Raw genomic sequence first — 16,451 nt, forward strand, 5'->3', positions numbered from 1 at the left:
TCGGTACTTCGCGAAAAACTGTCGTCTGCCGAGCAGATTGCCCAAGGCTTGGATGATGAGATGCTGGCCATCTACCTGGACCCGCAAGGGCGTATCGAGTCGGTGAACAGCCTGTTCGAGCGGGAGATGAAATACCGCAGCGAAAACTTGTCGGGGCGCGCGTTCCTGGAACTGGCGCCCGATCATGCGAAAAACCTGGAGCCCTTTCAACGCTTGAAGGCCGCCCTGGCGCGCGGCGAGCATTTCAGTGGCACCGTGCGCGTGAGCCGGGGCGATGGGCAGGAGGCGTGGCTGCGGGCGATCCTGCACCCGGTCAAGTCCAGCGACGGGCGCTTGATGCGCTTCTCGCTGTACGCCGACGACCTGACCCGCACCATCGAAAGCTCTCGTGAGCATGAAAGCCTGATCAAGGCCTTGTTGCGTTCCACGGCCGTGATCGAATTCAGCCTGGACGGCGAGATCCTTGCCGCCAACGAGCGCTTCCTGCAGGCCACCGGCTACACCCTGGAGCAAGTGCGCGGCAAGCACCACCGGATGTTCTGCGAACCGGACACCTACAACTCCCAGGCGTACCAGGATTTCTGGAACCGCCTGCGCCGTGGCGAGTTCATTGCCGACCGCTTCAAGCGCGTCGACCGCCACGGGCACGTGGTGTGGCTGGAGGCCTCTTACAACCCGGTAATGGACGCCCATGACAAGCTCTACAAGGTGGTGAAGTTTGCCACCGTGATCACCGAGCAGGTCAACCGTGACCTGGCCGTGGCCGATGCGGCCAACATTGCCTACAGCACTTCGCAGCAAACCGACAGCACCGCGCAAAAAGGCGCGGCCGTGGTACAGCAGACAGTCCAGGTAATGCGTGAGCTGGCCGGCGGCATGCAACAGGCCGTGGCCGGTATTGAGGCACTGGACAAGCAGTCGCAGTTGATCGGCAGCATCATCAAGACCATCAGCGGCATTGCCGAACAGACCAACCTGTTGGCGCTGAACGCGGCCATCGAAGCAGCGCGCGCTGGCGAGCAGGGTCGTGGGTTTGCCGTGGTCGCCGATGAAGTCCGGCAACTGGCCTCACGTACCAGCCAGGCCACCGAAGAGATCACCAACGTGGTCAAGGAAAACCAGCAACTGGCCAGCCAGGCGGTGGGGTTGATGGACAGTGGTAAGCGCCAGGCCGACCAGGGGCTGGCCTTGGCCGGGGAAGCGGGGGCGGTGATCATCGAAATTCAGGATGAGGCCAAGCGGGTGGTGAGCGCGGTGGAGCAGTTTGCCAGCCAGTTGAGTCATTGATTGGGGGCTGCTTGCCCTCACCCCTGACCTCTCCCTCCGGCAAAGGGCTGGGGTGAGGGCAAGCAGCGCCGCAACCTTAGAACCTCCCCCCCAACGGGTACTCAACCGCCAAGCGCAGTTGATCGGCATCCAATTCCGCCTGCGCCACATTGCCCCGGTGCACCGCGTGCCTGAGGGTCACGCTCAGGTTTTTTGCCGGGCCTGACTGCACCACGTACTTGGCCTGCAGGTCGCGCTCCCAGTGTTTGCCGTCCTTGCCATACCCCAGCCAGGCGTAGCCGCCCTGCGGGTCGGCGTGGCTGCCGTCGATACCGCGGCCGCGCACGTACAGGGCGCTGAAGGTCAGGCCGGGGATATCGAAGCCGGCCATGTCCAGGTCGTAGCGAGCCTGCCACGAAGCCTCATGGGGCGCGTTGAAGTCCGATAGCGCCACGGCGTTGCCCAGGTAGATCGCACCGCGGGTCACGTAGTCGTACGGGGTGTTGCCGTCGATTTTCTGGTAACCCAGGGTCAGGCTGTGGTCCAGGTAACGGTAGGTGCCCAGCAGGCTCCATGAGGTGTTGTCGATGCTGCCCGACAAGGCCTTGCCCGTATCATCGGTACGGTACAGGTTCAGGTCCAGGCTCAGGGCTTCGCGCTTGTCCAACGCCCAGGTGTAGGCCGCGCCCACGTACTGCTGGCGCCAGGTGTCTTCATACAATGCGCTGAACAGGCTGGCGCTCAGGCCCGGCACGCCGGTGTAACGCACCCCTGCCAGGTCGAAGCTGTCGCCTTGCTTACCGTTGGAGTAATTGACCACGAAGCCCTGGTCGTGGCTGCTGGCGTTGCGGTCGGTGCTTTCGTTGAAATGCCCGCCGTAAAACACCGTGGCTGGCAGTTCGCGGCTGGTCAGCAACCAACCGGTGGCGGTTTCTGGCAGCAGGCGGCTGTCGGATGAACCGAACACCGGGGTTTTGACCCGCTGCTCGCCGTAGCGCAACTCAGTGGACGAGACACGCATCTTGACCAGCGCCCCGCCGCGGCTGAACTCATCCTTTGGGTGGCCATCGTTGTCGATGCCGATCAGCCGCGCCTTGCCGGCGCGCCCACCGCCACTGTCCAACTGGCGGCCCATATAGGCATGGGCATCGGCGCCGAAACCGACCACGCCGGTGGTGTAGCCCGAGACAAAGTCGGCCATCAGGCCATAAGCCCACTCTTCGGCCAGGTCACTGCGCTGGGCGCGAGGTTTGTAAGCGTTGCGCGCGCCATTGCTGACGGCGCCGTTGTGGTAATCGCGACGGTCGTACACGGTGCGGTTGAGCAGGCTCCACTGGCTGCCGGCAGCAAAACCTTCGGCCTTGTCTTGTTCACCGGCCATGGCCAGCAGCGAGTGGCTGCCAAGGGTCAATACCAAGCTGAGTTTTTTCACGTGTGGTTTCCTAGTGCGGCGCCCTGCCCCAGAGCCGGTCGGGGACAAGGCAGCCTGTCAGAGGTACTTGAGCCAGGTGATGTCGCGACGACGCTGCTTGAGCTCGGCAAACCAGCGCGTGGGGAAGAACAGCGCGGCGCACAGCAACACGCTCCACAGCCAGATCCCGCCCAAGCCGTCGAAACCGTAGTAGGCCCCCTGGTTGGCGCCCCAGGCGGCCATGGCCAGCAAGTACATGCCCTTGAGCACATAGAGGTGCAGCAGGTAGAAAAACATCGGGGCGCCGCCGTAGATCGCCAGCGTCGCAGCCACGCGGCTGTCTTGCAGTTTTTCAAATAGCGCCAGCAGGATCAGGCCCAGGCCGATAGTGGGCATCAGGAACATCAACGACGGCGGGTATTTCTTCGCGCTCATGAAGCTCATGAACGTGCGCAGGGCATCACCCGTCTGTACCCAGGGCTTTTCGCCGTACACGTTGAGGTAGCGGATGAACACGAACGCCACCAGCAGCCCCGCACCCACCTTGAACAACCGCGAGATACGCTCGGCGGGGGCAACGTCTTTGGCGAACCACGGGCCCATGGCCCAGCCCAGCAGGATCACGCCGATCCACGGCAGCACCGGGTAAGTGGTGCGCGCCCGGGTGAACTCAGTCAGGTCGATGAACGAGCGCTGGTGCAGGATCGACCACGGCACGAAGAACGGCGAATCGGCGGTCAGCACGATGCCATCGAACAGGTTGTGCCCGGCGATGATGACCAGGCCCAGGGCAATCAGCCAGCTGCGCTTGAAGTGCAGCAGGCCGGCCAGCACGATCATGCAGATGCCGATGCACCAGATCACCTGCAACCACAAGGTTTTGGGCGGGAACTCGGCGTTCCAGGCAAAACACACGAAGGTGATTTCCAGCAGCACCAGGAACAGCCCGCGCTTGAGCAGGAACACCGAGGTTTGGGCCTTGCTGTGCTTCTGGCTGTAGAGCCACGCCGACAACCCGGTCAGCAGAATGAACACGGGTGCACACAGGGTACTGAGCAAACGGGTGAAGAACAGGTCCGGGGTGACCGTCAGCGCATCGATCGGGTCGCTGACCTGGCGGTGCAGCAAGAAGGTTTCGCGCACGTGGTCGACCAGCATGAACAGCATGACCAAGCCGCGCAGCGCGTCGATGGCCAGCATGCGGGTGTTGGCTTTTACCGCTGAAGTGGCCAGCGAGGGCGCAATAACGCCTGGCTGGCTCGCCAATCCTGATGGAGTCATGTTCGAGTACTCACAAAGTAATGAACCAATAAGGGCAGGAAGTTAAGAAACATCTTGAAACATAGTTATGTAACATATTGAAACAAATTTGCTGATTTTATTGAGCTGACTGCTTTGCCAGACGCGCCACTTCTGAAGCGGGAAGTTGCGATGACGCCCGCGAAAGTGCCGGCGCACCCACCGTTTGATTAAACGAAAGTGTTGAATTAAAACGCTTCAACGCATACGGCTCAGCGCTGCTTGAAGCCGATTGACGCACCCCCGACTGCTCGACCGTGTGTTCGCTGCCCAGCACGTAGGTACCCTGCCATGGCAACGCAAACCGTACCTTGCCGTGAACGTCGGTCACCCCGTCGAAGGTCTTGCCCGAGGCGCTGGCCAGTACAACTGCCTGCCCGGCCAACGGCGCTTGATCAAACGTCACCTGGAACTCAGCCATGTCACCCTGCACCACGCCGGTGGGCACCAGGTCCAGGCCTGGCAAGGGCTTGACTGCCTGAAGGCGCCCCGCCCAGCGTGTTGCCGGCACCCACCAGGCCTTGACCTTGCTACCCTTGTGGGCCACTTCGAACAACGGGTAGGCCGGGTCCATCGCCACCAGTTCATCACCTGCCGCCGGCTGGCGGGCCAGCACATAGTGGTCCCGTTGCAAGGTCAGTACGAGCGGCTCGGCGCCCAGCCGAGCCTGCAAACCCTGAAAGCGGTCCAGGCCACCGGGGGTGACTTCCAACATGTTTTTTTCGTATTCACCGTAATACAACACGGTGCCCGCCGCCGCCGAAGTTTCAAACCATATTTGATGTGCTTGCACTAAGCCGCTGGCCAATAGTGCAGTCGCGGCCATTACCCAACACGTGACTGTTCGATTCATAAAGCGCTCCTTGATCTCGTTTTAGTCCTTCAAACCTCACCCACCCCGATGCACTCGCGCAGACACACGACACGCGCAGGAACACACTGGGAAGATCAATGAAAGTTTGAAGTCACGGGCATTACAGCATTCGCTTAAATCGAATCTGCTCTGTAATACGGATCGGCAACGGCGAAAAATAGGGTTTTGCGCGAGCAAACAGAGGCTTTATGCGGCCTGCGCCAGGCTGGCGCAGTGCGAGGGGCGGGTGCAGCCCATGAACCGTTGCGGTGCAGGGCCAGGAACAAGGGATCAGTGACGCAACAGCTTGCGCAGCGGCACCACCTCTTTCATCACCGGCGACTTGATGACGATGTAGCTGAAGTACTTGGCGATGCCGATGTTCTTGTCGATGATGCTCTCGATCACTTCCTGGTAATGCTGGATGCTGCGGGTCATGAAGCGCACCAGGTAGTCGTAGCCACCACTGATCAGGTGGCACTCCAGTACCTCGTCGACCTGGCGGATGTTGGCTTCGAATTTGGCGAAGTCTTCGCGCTTGTGATCGCTGAGGGTGACCTCGGTGAAGATGGTGACCGAGTCGGTGATCTTCGCCAGGTTGATGTGGGCCTTGTAGCTGGAGATGTAGCCCGCCGACTCCAGGCGCTTGACCCGTTGCAGGCAGGGGCTGGCCGACAGGCCGACAGCGTCGGCGAGGCTGACGTTGGTCATGCGGCCGTCTTTTTGCAGTTCGACCAGGATATTGATATCAATCCGATCCAGTTTGACCATGCCTTCCATTGAACGACCCTCGAATTCGCGATTTACCTGAGGATTTCTAACAAAATCAGCAACGTAAAGATAGCTGATGCTGAAAAACAAGGTCGGCCAAACTGTTGATGCAGACCTCGGCCGGGCATTCTTGCGGCGCGTGCTTGCGACCCCGGCGCAACAGGCACGAGCCCTGGGGCAACCCATCGGCTGGCACCCTGACGCTGATCGACAGGGCCTGGCCCTGGGGTATTTGCTGCTCATCCAGCCAGGCATTGACGGCGCCGGGCGCCAGCAACTCCTCGCTGGCCAGGCCCAGCCGTTCGCACAGCCCTTCCCTATCCTGCGCGTCGCGATCGCATAACACCACCAGCCGATAGAATTTGCGCAGGTACAACAAGGCGCCCGGCGCATCCTCGAACAGCGGCCAGCCCTGCACCGAGCGAGCAAAGCTCAGGCTCTCCTCCCAACTGACCCGCACGTTGAAACCTTCGGCCAGCTTGCGGTGGGCAAAGCACAGCAGTCCGGTGAAACCCAGCTCGTCGAAACGCGGGTACAGCGCCGCCAGGGCCTCATGATAAAGCGCCAGGACCGAGGCCCTGGCAGGCACGGCAGCGCTGCCCTCCAACAACCCTTGCAGGGCTGCCCATACACCACTGTCGCTGTCGATCAGCACACCGTCGCAGTCGACCAGCAAAGCACGATAATCAGTCAGGCGCATGCAGGCCTTCTCTCCATGATGAACCGCCCGGCCCGGCGCGCAAATGGCCCGGGCCGCGGCGTCGTGGGTCAGGCAATCAAGACCCGTGCCAAAGCGGCGTCGAGAATCGAAAGGGCTTCGTCGACCTGGGCCGGCGTACTGGTGAGCGGCGCCAAAAAACGCACCACGTTGCGATACACGCCGCACTTGATCACCAGCAGGCCGCCATTGCGCGCCTCGTCGATGACGCGCTGGGCCAAGTCGGCATCGGGGCTTGCGGCCGCATCGTCCTTGACCATTTCCATGGCCAGCATGAAGCCGGTGCCGCGCACGTCGCCGATGCGCGAATGGCGTGCCTGCAACTGCAACAGGCCTTGGCGCAGTTGCTCGCCCAACTGTTGGCTGCGCTCAAGCAATTGCTCTTCTTCAAAGGCATCGATCACCGCCAGGGCCGCGGCGCAGGCCAAGGCGTTGCCGCCGTAGGTGCCGCCCAGGCCGCCGGGGGTCGGTGCATCCATGATCTCGCTGCGCCCCACCACTGCCGACAAGGGCAGGCCGCCGGCCAGGCTCTTGGCCACGGTGACCAGGTCCGGGGTGATGCCGGCGTGCTGGAAGCCGAACCAGGTGCCGGTACGACCGAAGCCGGCCTGGATCTCGTCGAGGATCAGCACGATGCCGTGCTCGCTGGTGATCTGGCGCAGGGCCTGCAAGAATTCCGGCGGCGCGCTGAGGAAGCCGCCGTCACCTTGCACCGGCTCGACGATGATCGCGGCCACGCGGTCGGGGGCGATCTGGGTGGCGAACACTTCGCGCAGGGCGGCCAGGGCGTCATCGCTGCTCACGCCGCGGTACGGGTTGGGGTAAGCGGTGTGGAAGATTTCCGGGGCAAAGGGGCCGAAATTCTGCTTGTACGGCTGGCTCATGCCGGTCAGGCTGCAACCGAGCAGGGTGCGGCCATGGAAGCCACCGCGAAAGGCGATCACGCCGGGGCGGTTAGTGTGGCCGCGGGCGATCTTGATGGCGTTTTCCACTGCCTCGGCACCGGAGGTAAACAGTGCGGCTTTGTGCGGCTGGCTACCGCCGACCAATTGGCTGAGGCGCTTGGCCAGTTCGATGTAGGGTTCGTAGGCCACCACCTGGAAGCAGGCGTGGGAAACCTTGTGCAACTGCGCCTGCACCGCCGCGATCACCTTGGGGTGGCTATGCCCGATATTGAGCACGCCGATGCCACCGACAAAATCCAGGTAGCGCTTGCCATCCACGTCCCACAGCTCCGAGCCCAGGGCCCGATCGATCACCAGCGGGTGCGCGGTGAGCACGCCACGGGGCACGAACTGCTCGCGCTGCTGCATTAACCGAGGGGTTTCGTTGACCTTGCTGTTCATGCGGTTCTCCACTGTGACACCCGGTGAGCGGGTCGTGATTTCGATGCATCCCAGAGTACGGAATGCGCGAAGCCGACTTAGCCGAACTTGCTGGCGGGTTTATGCGGATCGACTGTTTTGCGGGATGCAAACGGCAGAATCGCTTGGTGGGGGTGGGCGACAATATTGAGACCGGTGTGAGCCCTGGCCGCAGACACCACCTATACACCAGGAGACCCCCATGGCCCTGCTCTACAAAGCCGACCCCCAACGCGGCCAGCTCTGGCAACAGATGTTCGCCCTGCACGCCCCCGACATCGAGTTCCGCCAGTGGCCCGACATCGGCAACCCCGCCGACATCCAGTACCTGGCCGCCTGGCAGGCGCCCGACGACCTGGCCACCCTGCTGCCCAACCTCAAGGCCCTGTTCGCCATTTCCGCAGGCGTAGACCAGTTGAATCTGCCGAGCCTGCCTGCCCACCTACCGGTGGCGCGCATGCTCGACCCCGGCATCACCCAAGGCATGTGCGAGTACGCAAGCTTTGCCGTGCTCAGCCTGCACCGCGACATGCTGCGCTACCGCCAGCAGCAACAAACCGGCACCTGGCAGGCCCACGCACTGACGCCGGCAAGCCAGCGCCGCGTGGGGATCATGGGGTTGGGGCAACAGGGCTGCGCCATCCTGGAAAGCCTCAAGCCGTTCGGCTTTCAGCTGTCTGGCTGGGCGCGCAGTGCCCATGGGTTGGCGGGGGTGCGCAGCTTCCATGGGCAAGACCAACTGCCGGCCTTCCTGGCCCAGTGCGATATCCTGATCTGCTTGCTACCGTTGACTGAGCAGACCCAAGGCATCCTTGCCCACGAGGTGTTCGCGCAGCTGCCTCGCGGCGCCGCTTTGATCAACATGGGTCGTGGCGGGCATCTGGTGGAACCGGACCTGCTGGAGGCACTGGACAGCGGCCAGCTCAGTGGCGCCGTGCTGGATGTGCTGCAGGAGGAACCGGCGAAGGGTGAACATCCATTCTGGCACCACCCACAGATTCTGCTGACACCGCACATTGCCGCCATGACCCAGCCGGAGAGTGCCTTCACCGTGTTGCTGGAGAATATCCGGCGCCACCAACGCGGTGAAACACTGCTCGGGCAGATCGACCGCCAAAGCGGTTATTGAGCCTTCAGCGCGTCGGCGATGGCTTGGCCAACGTCCTGGGTCGAGCCTTCGCCGCCCAGGTCCGGCGTGCGTGGGCCGGTGGCGATCACCTGCTCGATGGCTTGCAGGATGCCATCGTGAGCGGCGCGGTAGGCATGATCGCCATTGCCCAGGAAATCGAGCATCAAGGCACCCGACCAGATCATGGCGATCGGGTTGGCGATGTTACGCCCGAAGATATCCGGCGCCGAGCCGTGCACCGGCTCGAACAGCGACGGGAAGCGCCGCTGCGGGTCGAGGTTGGCCGACGGCGCGATACCGATGGTGCCGGCGCAGGCCGGGCCCAGGTCAGAGAGGATGTCGCCGAACAGGTTGGAGGCCACCACCACGTCGAAGCGGTCGGGCTGCAGCACGAAACGCGCGCACAGGATGTCGATGTGCTGCTTGTCCCAGGTCACGCCCGGGTAATTGGCCGCCATCGCTGCCGTGCGCTCGTCCCAATACGGCATGCTGATGGAAATACCGTTGGACTTGGTGGCCGAGGTCACGTGTTTGCGCGGTCGGGTCTGGGCCAGTTCGAAGGCGTATTTGAGGATACGGTCCACGCCACGGCGGGTGAACACCGACTCCTGCAGCACGAACTCGTGCTCGGTGCCTTCGAACATCTTGCCGCCCACCGAGGAGTACTCGCCCTCGGTGTTCTCGCGGATCACCACGAAGTCGATGTCACCCGGCTTGCGCCCGGCCAGCGGGCACGGCACGCCGGGGAACAGGCGCACCGGGCGGATGTTCACGTACTGGTCGAAGTCGCGGCGAAATTTCAGCAGCGAGCCCCACAGCGAGATGTGGTCAGGCACTTTGTCGGGCCAGCCGACGGCGCCGAAAAAGATCGCGTCGTAACCCTTCAGCTGTTCGAACCAGTCGTCGGGCATCATCTGCCCGTGTTCCAGGTAGTAATCGCAGCTGGCCCATTCAAAGGTGTCGATGCTCAGCGCCAGGTCCCATTTGCGGGCAGCCTGTTCCAGCACGCGCAGGCCTTCGGGCAGTACTTCCTGGCCGATGCCGTCACCGGCGATGGCGGCGATTTTGTAGGTTTTGCTCATGTCGTCCTCACTGCAAGAATGGGTCAAAGGCCGCCGATGTGGAACGCCTTGATCTCCAGGTATTCGTCCAGGCCGTAGCGCGAACCTTCACGGCCCAGGCCCGACTGTTTGACCCCGCCAAACGGCGCCACTTCCATGGAAATAACCCCGGTGTTCAAGGCCACCATGCCAAAGTCCAATGCCTCGCCCACGCGCCACGAGCGCTGCAGGTTCTGGGTGAAATAATAGGCGGCCAAGCCGTAGGGCGTGGCATTGGCGATGGCCAGGGCCTGGGCTTCGTCGCTGAAACGGATCAACGGCACCAGCGGGCCGAAGGTTTCTTCATGGGCACAGAGCATGTCGGTGTTGGCATCGGCCAATACCGTGGGCTCCACGAACTGATCGCTGCCTTGCGGTGCACCGCCACACAGGATACGGGCGCCTTTGCCGAGCGCATCGTCTATATGCAGGGCGACTTTCCTGACCGCCGCGCCGTTGATCAGCGGGCCCAGGGTGACGCCGTTTTCCAGGCCATTGCCGACCTTCAGCTTGGCCACCTCCTCCAGCAGGCGGGCGGCGAAACGCTCATAAATGCCGTCTTGCACCAGGATGCGATTGGCGCACACGCAGGTCTGCCCGGCGTTGCGGAATTTGCTCAGCATCAGGCCGGCCACGGCCTGTTCCAGATCGGCGTCGTCGAACACAATAAACGGCGCGTTGCCGCCCAGCTCCAGGCTCAAACGCTTGATGTGCTCGGCGCTCTGGCGCATCAGCAAACGGCCCACGGCGGTGGAACCGGTGAAAGAGATCTTGCGCACCGCCGGGTTGCCGGTCAGCTCGCCGCCAATGCCTTGGGGCATGCCGGTGAGCACGTTGAACACCCCGGCCGGAATGCCCACGCGCTCGGCCAGCACCGCCAGGGCCAAGGCCGACAGCGGCGTGAGGTCCGAGGGCTTGACCAGGATGGTGCAGCCCGCCGCCAGCGCCGGGGCGCACTTGCGGGTGATCATCGCGTTGGGGAAATTCCACGGGGTGATGGCCGCGCACACGCCGACCGGTTGCTTGAGGGTCAGCAGGCGGCGATCACCGCTGGGTGCGGGGATGGTATCGCCGTAAATACGCCGGGCCTCTTCGGCAAACCATTTGACGAAGCTGGCGCCGTAACGGATCTCGCCCTGGGATTCGCCGAGCGGCTTGCCCTGCTCCAGGGTCATGATCAGCGCCAGGTCGTCAAGGTTATCCAGGATGGCCTGGTACCAGGCCTCCAGCAACAACGCCCGCTGCGCCGCCGGGCGCTCGCGCCAGGCAGGCCAGGCGGCTTCGGCCAACTCGATGGCGCGGCGGGTTTCGTTGCCCTGCAGCGCGGGCACGCGGGCAATACAGGTGCCGGTGGCCGGGTCGATGACCTCCAGGGTGGCGCCGTCATCGGCGTCGATCCACTGGCCGCCAACATAGGCGCGTTCGACCAGCAGGCTGGGGTCTTTGAGGCGGTGCTTGAGCATGGGGAAGGTCCTGTTTGACGATAAGGACCAGTGTAAAAAGGTGCTGGCGGGGAGGATGCTGAAGATTGCGGTGGTACGGTGGGGGATGCTGGAATTTGACGGTCCGCAGCAGGGTCTGCTGCGCTGCAATCCTCGCCAGCCCCCCGTGTAGGAGCGGATTCATCCGCGAAAAGCACGCCGCGGTCTCTCAGGTAAACCGCGGCGTGCTTTTCGCGGATGAATCCGCTCCTACGGTCTGAATTGCGGCTTTCCCAGGCACGCCCGGACACCGTGACAAGCACTCCTTGCGCCCTGCCCTTTGGCCTGTGCAATTCGCAGCAGCAACCCTACTTCAGCGTGAACCCCGGCATCAGCCTGGAGGATGCCCTGACTCATTTGTCGCACTTGCTCAAATGCGCCCATGCATCGGCCTTTGAGCTGTGCGACACGCCTAACCCTGACCGCGGGTTGGTGTGGTCGACGGTGCATCACATCGATGGTGCGAAGGCATTGGTGGATGCGTTGTTGGGGGGCTCTGTGTAGGAGCGGATTTATCCGCGAAGCACACAACGCGGTGCATCAGGCCGTGCGCGGTGATCTTTTCGCGGATAAATCCGCTCCTACACGGAGATCGACAAACCCGGCCACCGTGCCTGGAGCATTGCCGAAAACCAACGTACACATCGACCAAATTACCTGTCGTTTTTACACGATAGAATCGAACTAAAACTTTCAAACCAACGCTATTTGAATATTTAAAAACTGGTATTTCTGACAGTTACCCCGGTAAAAAAAAACGCCTAGCATCAAGGTTTCCCCAAAGACCAAGGCGTCTTCCCATGAACTCTTTCGCCAAGACACTGCGTGACCAACACCGGCGCATTACCCACCCCGCCGAGCTTTACCACGACTTGCCAGCCACCCTCGCCGCGCCCTGGATCACGTCGATCGAGCATGGCGGGCTCAACCGCGCCGAACTGTTCGACCCGCTTCAGCCGGTGATCGTGCTGGTGTACAGCTACCTGAACCGCAGCGTCGGCGACCTGATCCAGATGTACTGGGGCGATAACCCGCTGGCAGTCGGCGAACTGGAGATTGGCCCGGAGCACCTCAGCAGTGAAGTGGTGCCCGTGCACGTGGCACCGTCCCCCGGCAACATCCCCGACGGCCAGTGGGAGGTGCACTACCACGTGATCCGCGTCAGCGGTAACCCGGCAGGTTCGCACCCGCTGTCGATACGCGCCAAGCGCACGGTGCCCGGCAACCCGGACCCGGAACCGGCCACCCCCTATATCAACGAAAACCTGACACCACCCGAGGGCATCCCGAGCAACCCGGACGCCAGCACCGCCCTGACCGTTGAAATACCGCGCTACCTGTACATCAGTGAAGGCGACGTCATCACCCTGCACTGGTCTGGCGTGCAGCTCAGCAAAACCGTCAGCGCCACTGAAGCCGCAACGCCCAGCCTCAAGCTGTACATCCAGGTGCCCGCCGATGTGATCGCCGACAACCCGGGCAGCAACCTGGTGGTGCGCTATGACATCCGCGACACGGTCAACAACTGGTCGCTGTTCAGCCTTGAGCGCAGGGTCAACGTGGTGCGCCCTGGGGCCTTTCCGCCACCGGTGGTGGACCAGGCGCCAGGGGACGTGCTGAACATCGATACCTTGAACGGGGCCGATGTCAGCGTGCTGGTGTTGGTGTACCCGCATTTTGAGGTGGGCACCACGTTCAGGCTGGCATGGACCGGCCAACCGATCTTTGGCCCGCCCGTGGAAGTCGAGTTTTTCAGAACGGTAACCGATCGCTATTCACCGGTTTCGGTCACCCTGAGCAACGCCGACGCCGCGCGCCTGGTGGGCACGATCGCGCAGTTGTACTACGAAGCCGAGGTCATCGAACCCGGCAACCCCTTGCCGGTACTGCGCCGCTCAGACATCCGCACCCTCACCGTCGAAGGCACCCTGGCCGAGTTGGCATTGCCCATCGTGGTGGGTGCCGTGGGCGGGGTGCTGGACCCGGACCGCATCGTTGGCAGCTCGCAGGAAGTGATCATCCAGGCCTGGAGCTTCATGGGTTTCCCGCAAACCGTCAGCGTGTTCTGGGACGGCGAAACGGCCGCCGGCAGTGGCTACTACCGGCAAGAAACCGTGACCATCGAACGCGAGGCCCAGGTGGGCCGCGATGTCAGTGTGTTTTTCGACAAGGAATTCGCAAACGTACTCAGGGGCGGCAAGCTGCAAGTGAGCTACCGCATCCAGGCGGGCGGCCAAAGCTACACCTCGCCTACCCTGGCACTGACCGTGGGCGGCATCATCAACAACCTGCCCGCGCCTACCACCGACCCCTTCTTCCCTGGCGGCGACCTGGACCTGGGGCAGGTGGGTAACTTCATCACCGTGAACATCGCCGACAACGCGTTCTTCCAGCCCGGCGACATCATCGTGCTCAACAGCACCGGCAGTGGTGGCGTGGACTACAGCAGCCAACTCCCCTACCCGGGCACCCTGAGTGCCCAACTGGGCAAAACCCCTTACCTGGACGGCAACCTCGATGGCCTGGTGGCCCTTGACTACGAAGTGCACCGCAACGGTTTGCTGGTGGGTACCTCAACCGCCCTCACCCTGGCCATCCGCCTAAGCGGCGGGCAGCCTTGGCCATTGCCCACGGTACAGGATGCTACCGGCAGCACGGTCACGGTGTTGAACCCGATCAAGCCGGGCACGGCGAATGAACCCAATACCGCCACCGTGCTGATCAACGACGCCCGAATCCTGGCCGGCGACACCGTGGCCGTGACGTGGCTGTTGCAGGGGGTCGACCAGGTGGTGCCCTGGGTACTCGCCACTGCCGGCGCGGCTCAGGTACCGGTGCCGGACTTGATCGTTACCCGCAGCATGGGCAAGACCGCTGTCGTGAACTACACGATCTACCGAGGGGTGTTCCCCGATTTGACGCTGGTGGGCACCTCGTTACCCATCGACTTGCCGGTGCTGCAGATGCCGGCAGGCGTACTGCCCACGCCGCTGTTCGAGCCATTGACGGCTGGGCGGTTGGACCTGAACCACTTCGCCGGCGATGGCGTGGTGGTGGTGCCGCCTTGGCCGCGGATTGCCGAAGGGCAAACGGTGTGGATGAGAGTGTCGGGCACCGATGACCGCAACGAGCCCTGGACCGAGGCGCTGTATGTGGGCAAGGCGGTGACGGCGGCGGAACTGAGCGCGGGGTTGCGCCGGGCGCTGCCTAGGGCGTGGTTGTTGCGGTTGCAGAATGGGTCATCGCTGGTGGTGACGATGAGTGTAGGTTTTGATAACGGTTTGAGTGAAGGAGAAGCGATTATGTTTCCTCAAGGTGATGTAGAACTGCTGCAAGTTGAACTTGAACTGATTGCACCCACTGTGGAAAACGAAGTGGATGGGCGGTTGGACCCCGAGCTTGTTCCGACAGCGGGTGTGACTGTGACAGTGCCAACTTTCAGCGGCATGGCGCCAGGGCAAAAGATCAGCGTGGACTGGACGGCTAGCGATAATGATTTTTATACCACCGCCGAGCAAGAAGTGGCCGCTGTGGCTCCGCTGAACTTCCTGATACCCAAGCGTATATCGGACTTGAGTACCGATGAGCGGGTGAGCGTTGCTTATAATGTGCGGTTGACGGCTGAGGCGATGAAGAACACTTCGCGGCCGGTGCCGTTTGAGTTGGGGAAGGCGGGGCGGCCTTCTTATCCGACGCAGCAGGATTTTGAAGACGAAGAGCCTAGAATTATAAGGCAAGATACTGATCTTGGGTTATTGACCGTGAGAGCTAATCCTGTATCAGTAGAAACAAGCATAGAGAGCAACGCACCCGAAAACTTATCACCATTCATCACAGGAAAAGCATTAAAAGCAATAAGTCCCAGCATCCTATCTTTCTTTAATGTAGACTTTAAGGATCCAGTAACCCATTTTAAAGCTGGGATTTCAGCCAACAACTATATAAGTATTCGTTCTCTAGAGGGCAATTACAAAAGCATCCCCTGGAACGGTACAGGCTGGGTAGAATTATCAGGACACGGAATGCAAAGAATTATAAGCTTCCATATAGCCAGCTACGCTGGCACCCCCGTCTACATGGATAACATAACAGTTGAATACTAAATAAATTCAAAGAACAAGCATGTCGACGCCCGATTAATTTCGGACTCGACATGCTTAAATTCACGTGTAGCCGCAAGCCAAGAAACACGCGAATCATCCGACAACCTCTGTGATAACCCCCTACAGTCAAAAAAATCAGCTATTGCACTGTTCTTTCCTCAAGGCTAATCTCCCTTCGCCGCTGCACCTCAGCGGCCAGGTTTAGTAGCCTGGGAAAATTCAGACGCTCAAGCGCCAGGACGTTTGCGGGACATTCACGCCCCGTAAAAACTGTTATGGCGGCTGTGCACAGGGCACCTCGTGTGCGCTGGGTTCCTGGATTCCCGGTCTACTAACCTGTCGTCACAGCCGCCACCCCCTCGTTTAGTAGCGAACGGTGATGGCGCCGCCAATCCAGGAGCTTCAGCATGGTCAAGCCGACCCCCGATCCGCCCAAGATCCTTCCCATCGTTACCCACCCGTACACAGGGCCGCCGAAGGCTGCAGCTACGAGGCCGCAAATATAAGGCTGGTATGAGGTCTAATTGAGTGTTCGGCTGTTAGGCCTCTCGCGAGCAAGCTCTGCTCCCACAGGTGTATGTGGGTACCACGCATTCTGGATTTATCGATAAGGATTTTGACCATGAGCGACATCAGCGAAACCACCGCCCTGCCCTTTGGCCTGTGCGATTCGCAGCAGCAACCCTACTTCAGCGTGAACCCCGGCATCAGCCTGGAGGATGCCCTGACTCATTTGTCGCACTTGCTCAAATGCGCCCATGCATCGGCCTTTGAGCTGTGCGACACGCCTAACCCTGACCGCGGGTTGGTGTGGTCGACGGTGCATCACATCGATGGTGCGAAGGCATTGGTGGATGCGTTATTGGGGGGCTCTGTGTAGGAGTGGATTTATCCGCGAAAAGCACGCCGCGGTCTCTCAGGTAAACCGCGGCGTGCTTTTCGCGGAGGAATCCGCT

12 protein-coding genes and 2 pseudogenes are annotated in these 16,451 nt (G+C 61.7%); 6 read left to right on the forward strand and 8 right to left on the reverse strand.

What is annotated here, in order from left to right:
• Window positions 1-60: 60 nt before the first annotated feature.
• Both L9B60_RS30625 and L9B60_RS30630 read left to right on the forward strand, forming a co-directional pair.
• A pseudogene (locus L9B60_RS30625) lies at window positions 61-732 on the forward strand (PAS domain-containing protein); the annotation flags it as partial.
• Between the two features lie 120 nt (window positions 733-852).
• Window positions 853-1,287: pseudogene (locus tag L9B60_RS30630) on the forward strand (methyl-accepting chemotaxis protein); the annotation flags it as partial.
• Window positions 1,288-1,363: 76 nt separating this feature from the next.
• Here the strand turns inward: L9B60_RS30630 and L9B60_RS02910 are convergent.
• The 6 genes from L9B60_RS02910 to gabT form a co-directional block, all read right to left on the reverse strand.
• Window positions 1,364-2,647, reverse strand: coding sequence for an OprD family porin (locus tag L9B60_RS02910; protein ID WP_249679648.1), 1,284 nt, complete (start codon window positions 2,645-2,647; stop codon window positions 1,364-1,366).
• Between the two features lie 108 nt (window positions 2,648-2,755).
• Window positions 2,756-3,958 (reverse strand): acetyltransferase domain-containing protein, encoded by a 1,203-nt coding sequence (locus tag L9B60_RS02915; protein ID WP_249676046.1) that lies wholly within the window; start codon window positions 3,956-3,958, stop codon window positions 2,756-2,758.
• Between the two features lie 97 nt (window positions 3,959-4,055).
• Window positions 4,056-4,691, reverse strand: a complete 636-nt coding sequence (locus L9B60_RS02920) for a DUF4198 domain-containing protein (protein ID WP_249676049.1) — start codon at window positions 4,689-4,691, stop codon at window positions 4,056-4,058.
• A gap of 429 nt (window positions 4,692-5,120) precedes the next feature.
• Window positions 5,121-5,609: an Lrp/AsnC family transcriptional regulator gene (locus L9B60_RS02925; protein WP_249676052.1), complete on the reverse strand. Its 489-nt coding sequence runs from the start codon at window positions 5,607-5,609 to the stop codon at window positions 5,121-5,123.
• A gap of 46 nt (window positions 5,610-5,655) precedes the next feature.
• Window positions 5,656-6,300: an HAD family hydrolase gene (locus tag L9B60_RS02930; protein ID WP_249676056.1), complete on the reverse strand. Its 645-nt coding sequence runs from the start codon at window positions 6,298-6,300 to the stop codon at window positions 5,656-5,658.
• Window positions 6,301-6,368: 68 nt separating this feature from the next.
• The gene (gene gabT / locus L9B60_RS02935; RefSeq protein WP_249676059.1) at window positions 6,369-7,664 is read right to left on the reverse strand and encodes a 4-aminobutyrate--2-oxoglutarate transaminase; all 1,296 of its coding nucleotides are present in this window, start codon (window positions 7,662-7,664) and stop codon (window positions 6,369-6,371) included.
• 220 nt (window positions 7,665-7,884) lie between these two features.
• Here gabT and L9B60_RS02940 point away from each other — a divergent pair, with 220 nt between their 5' ends.
• Window positions 7,885-8,811, forward strand: a complete 927-nt coding sequence (locus L9B60_RS02940; RefSeq protein WP_249676062.1) for a 2-hydroxyacid dehydrogenase — start codon at window positions 7,885-7,887, stop codon at window positions 8,809-8,811.
• Here the strand turns inward: L9B60_RS02940 and L9B60_RS02945 are convergent.
• Together L9B60_RS02945 and L9B60_RS02950 are read right to left on the reverse strand one after the other, a co-directional pair.
• Window positions 8,805-9,893, reverse strand: a complete 1,089-nt coding sequence (locus tag L9B60_RS02945) for a tartrate dehydrogenase (RefSeq protein WP_249676065.1) — start codon at window positions 9,891-9,893, stop codon at window positions 8,805-8,807. The genes L9B60_RS02940 and L9B60_RS02945 overlap by 7 nt on opposite strands.
• A gap of 23 nt (window positions 9,894-9,916) precedes the next feature.
• Window positions 9,917-11,374 (reverse strand): NAD-dependent succinate-semialdehyde dehydrogenase, encoded by a 1,458-nt coding sequence (locus L9B60_RS02950; protein ID WP_249676068.1) that lies wholly within the window; start codon window positions 11,372-11,374, stop codon window positions 9,917-9,919.
• Between the two features lie 270 nt (window positions 11,375-11,644).
• Between L9B60_RS02950 and L9B60_RS02955 the strand changes: the two genes are divergently transcribed.
• The 3 genes from L9B60_RS02955 to L9B60_RS02965 all read left to right on the forward strand — a co-directional run bounded on the left by L9B60_RS02955 (window position 11,645) and on the right by L9B60_RS02965 (window position 16,375).
• Entirely contained in the window at window positions 11,645-11,896 is a 252-nt protein-coding gene (locus L9B60_RS02955) for a DUF6124 family protein (RefSeq protein WP_249676071.1), read from the forward strand.
• Window positions 11,897-12,192: 296 nt separating this feature from the next.
• Window positions 12,193-15,495, forward strand: a complete 3,303-nt coding sequence (locus L9B60_RS02960; RefSeq protein ID WP_249676073.1) for a hypothetical protein — start codon at window positions 12,193-12,195, stop codon at window positions 15,493-15,495.
• Window positions 15,496-16,117: 622 nt separating this feature from the next.
• Window positions 16,118-16,375, forward strand: coding sequence for a DUF6124 family protein (locus L9B60_RS02965; protein WP_249676075.1), 258 nt, complete (start codon window positions 16,118-16,120; stop codon window positions 16,373-16,375).
• Window positions 16,376-16,451 lie beyond the last annotated feature (76 nt).

Origin of the sequence: Pseudomonas abieticivorans, assembly GCF_023509015.1 — a bacterium.
GTDB lineage: Bacteria > Pseudomonadota > Gammaproteobacteria > Pseudomonadales > Pseudomonadaceae > Aquipseudomonas > Aquipseudomonas abieticivorans.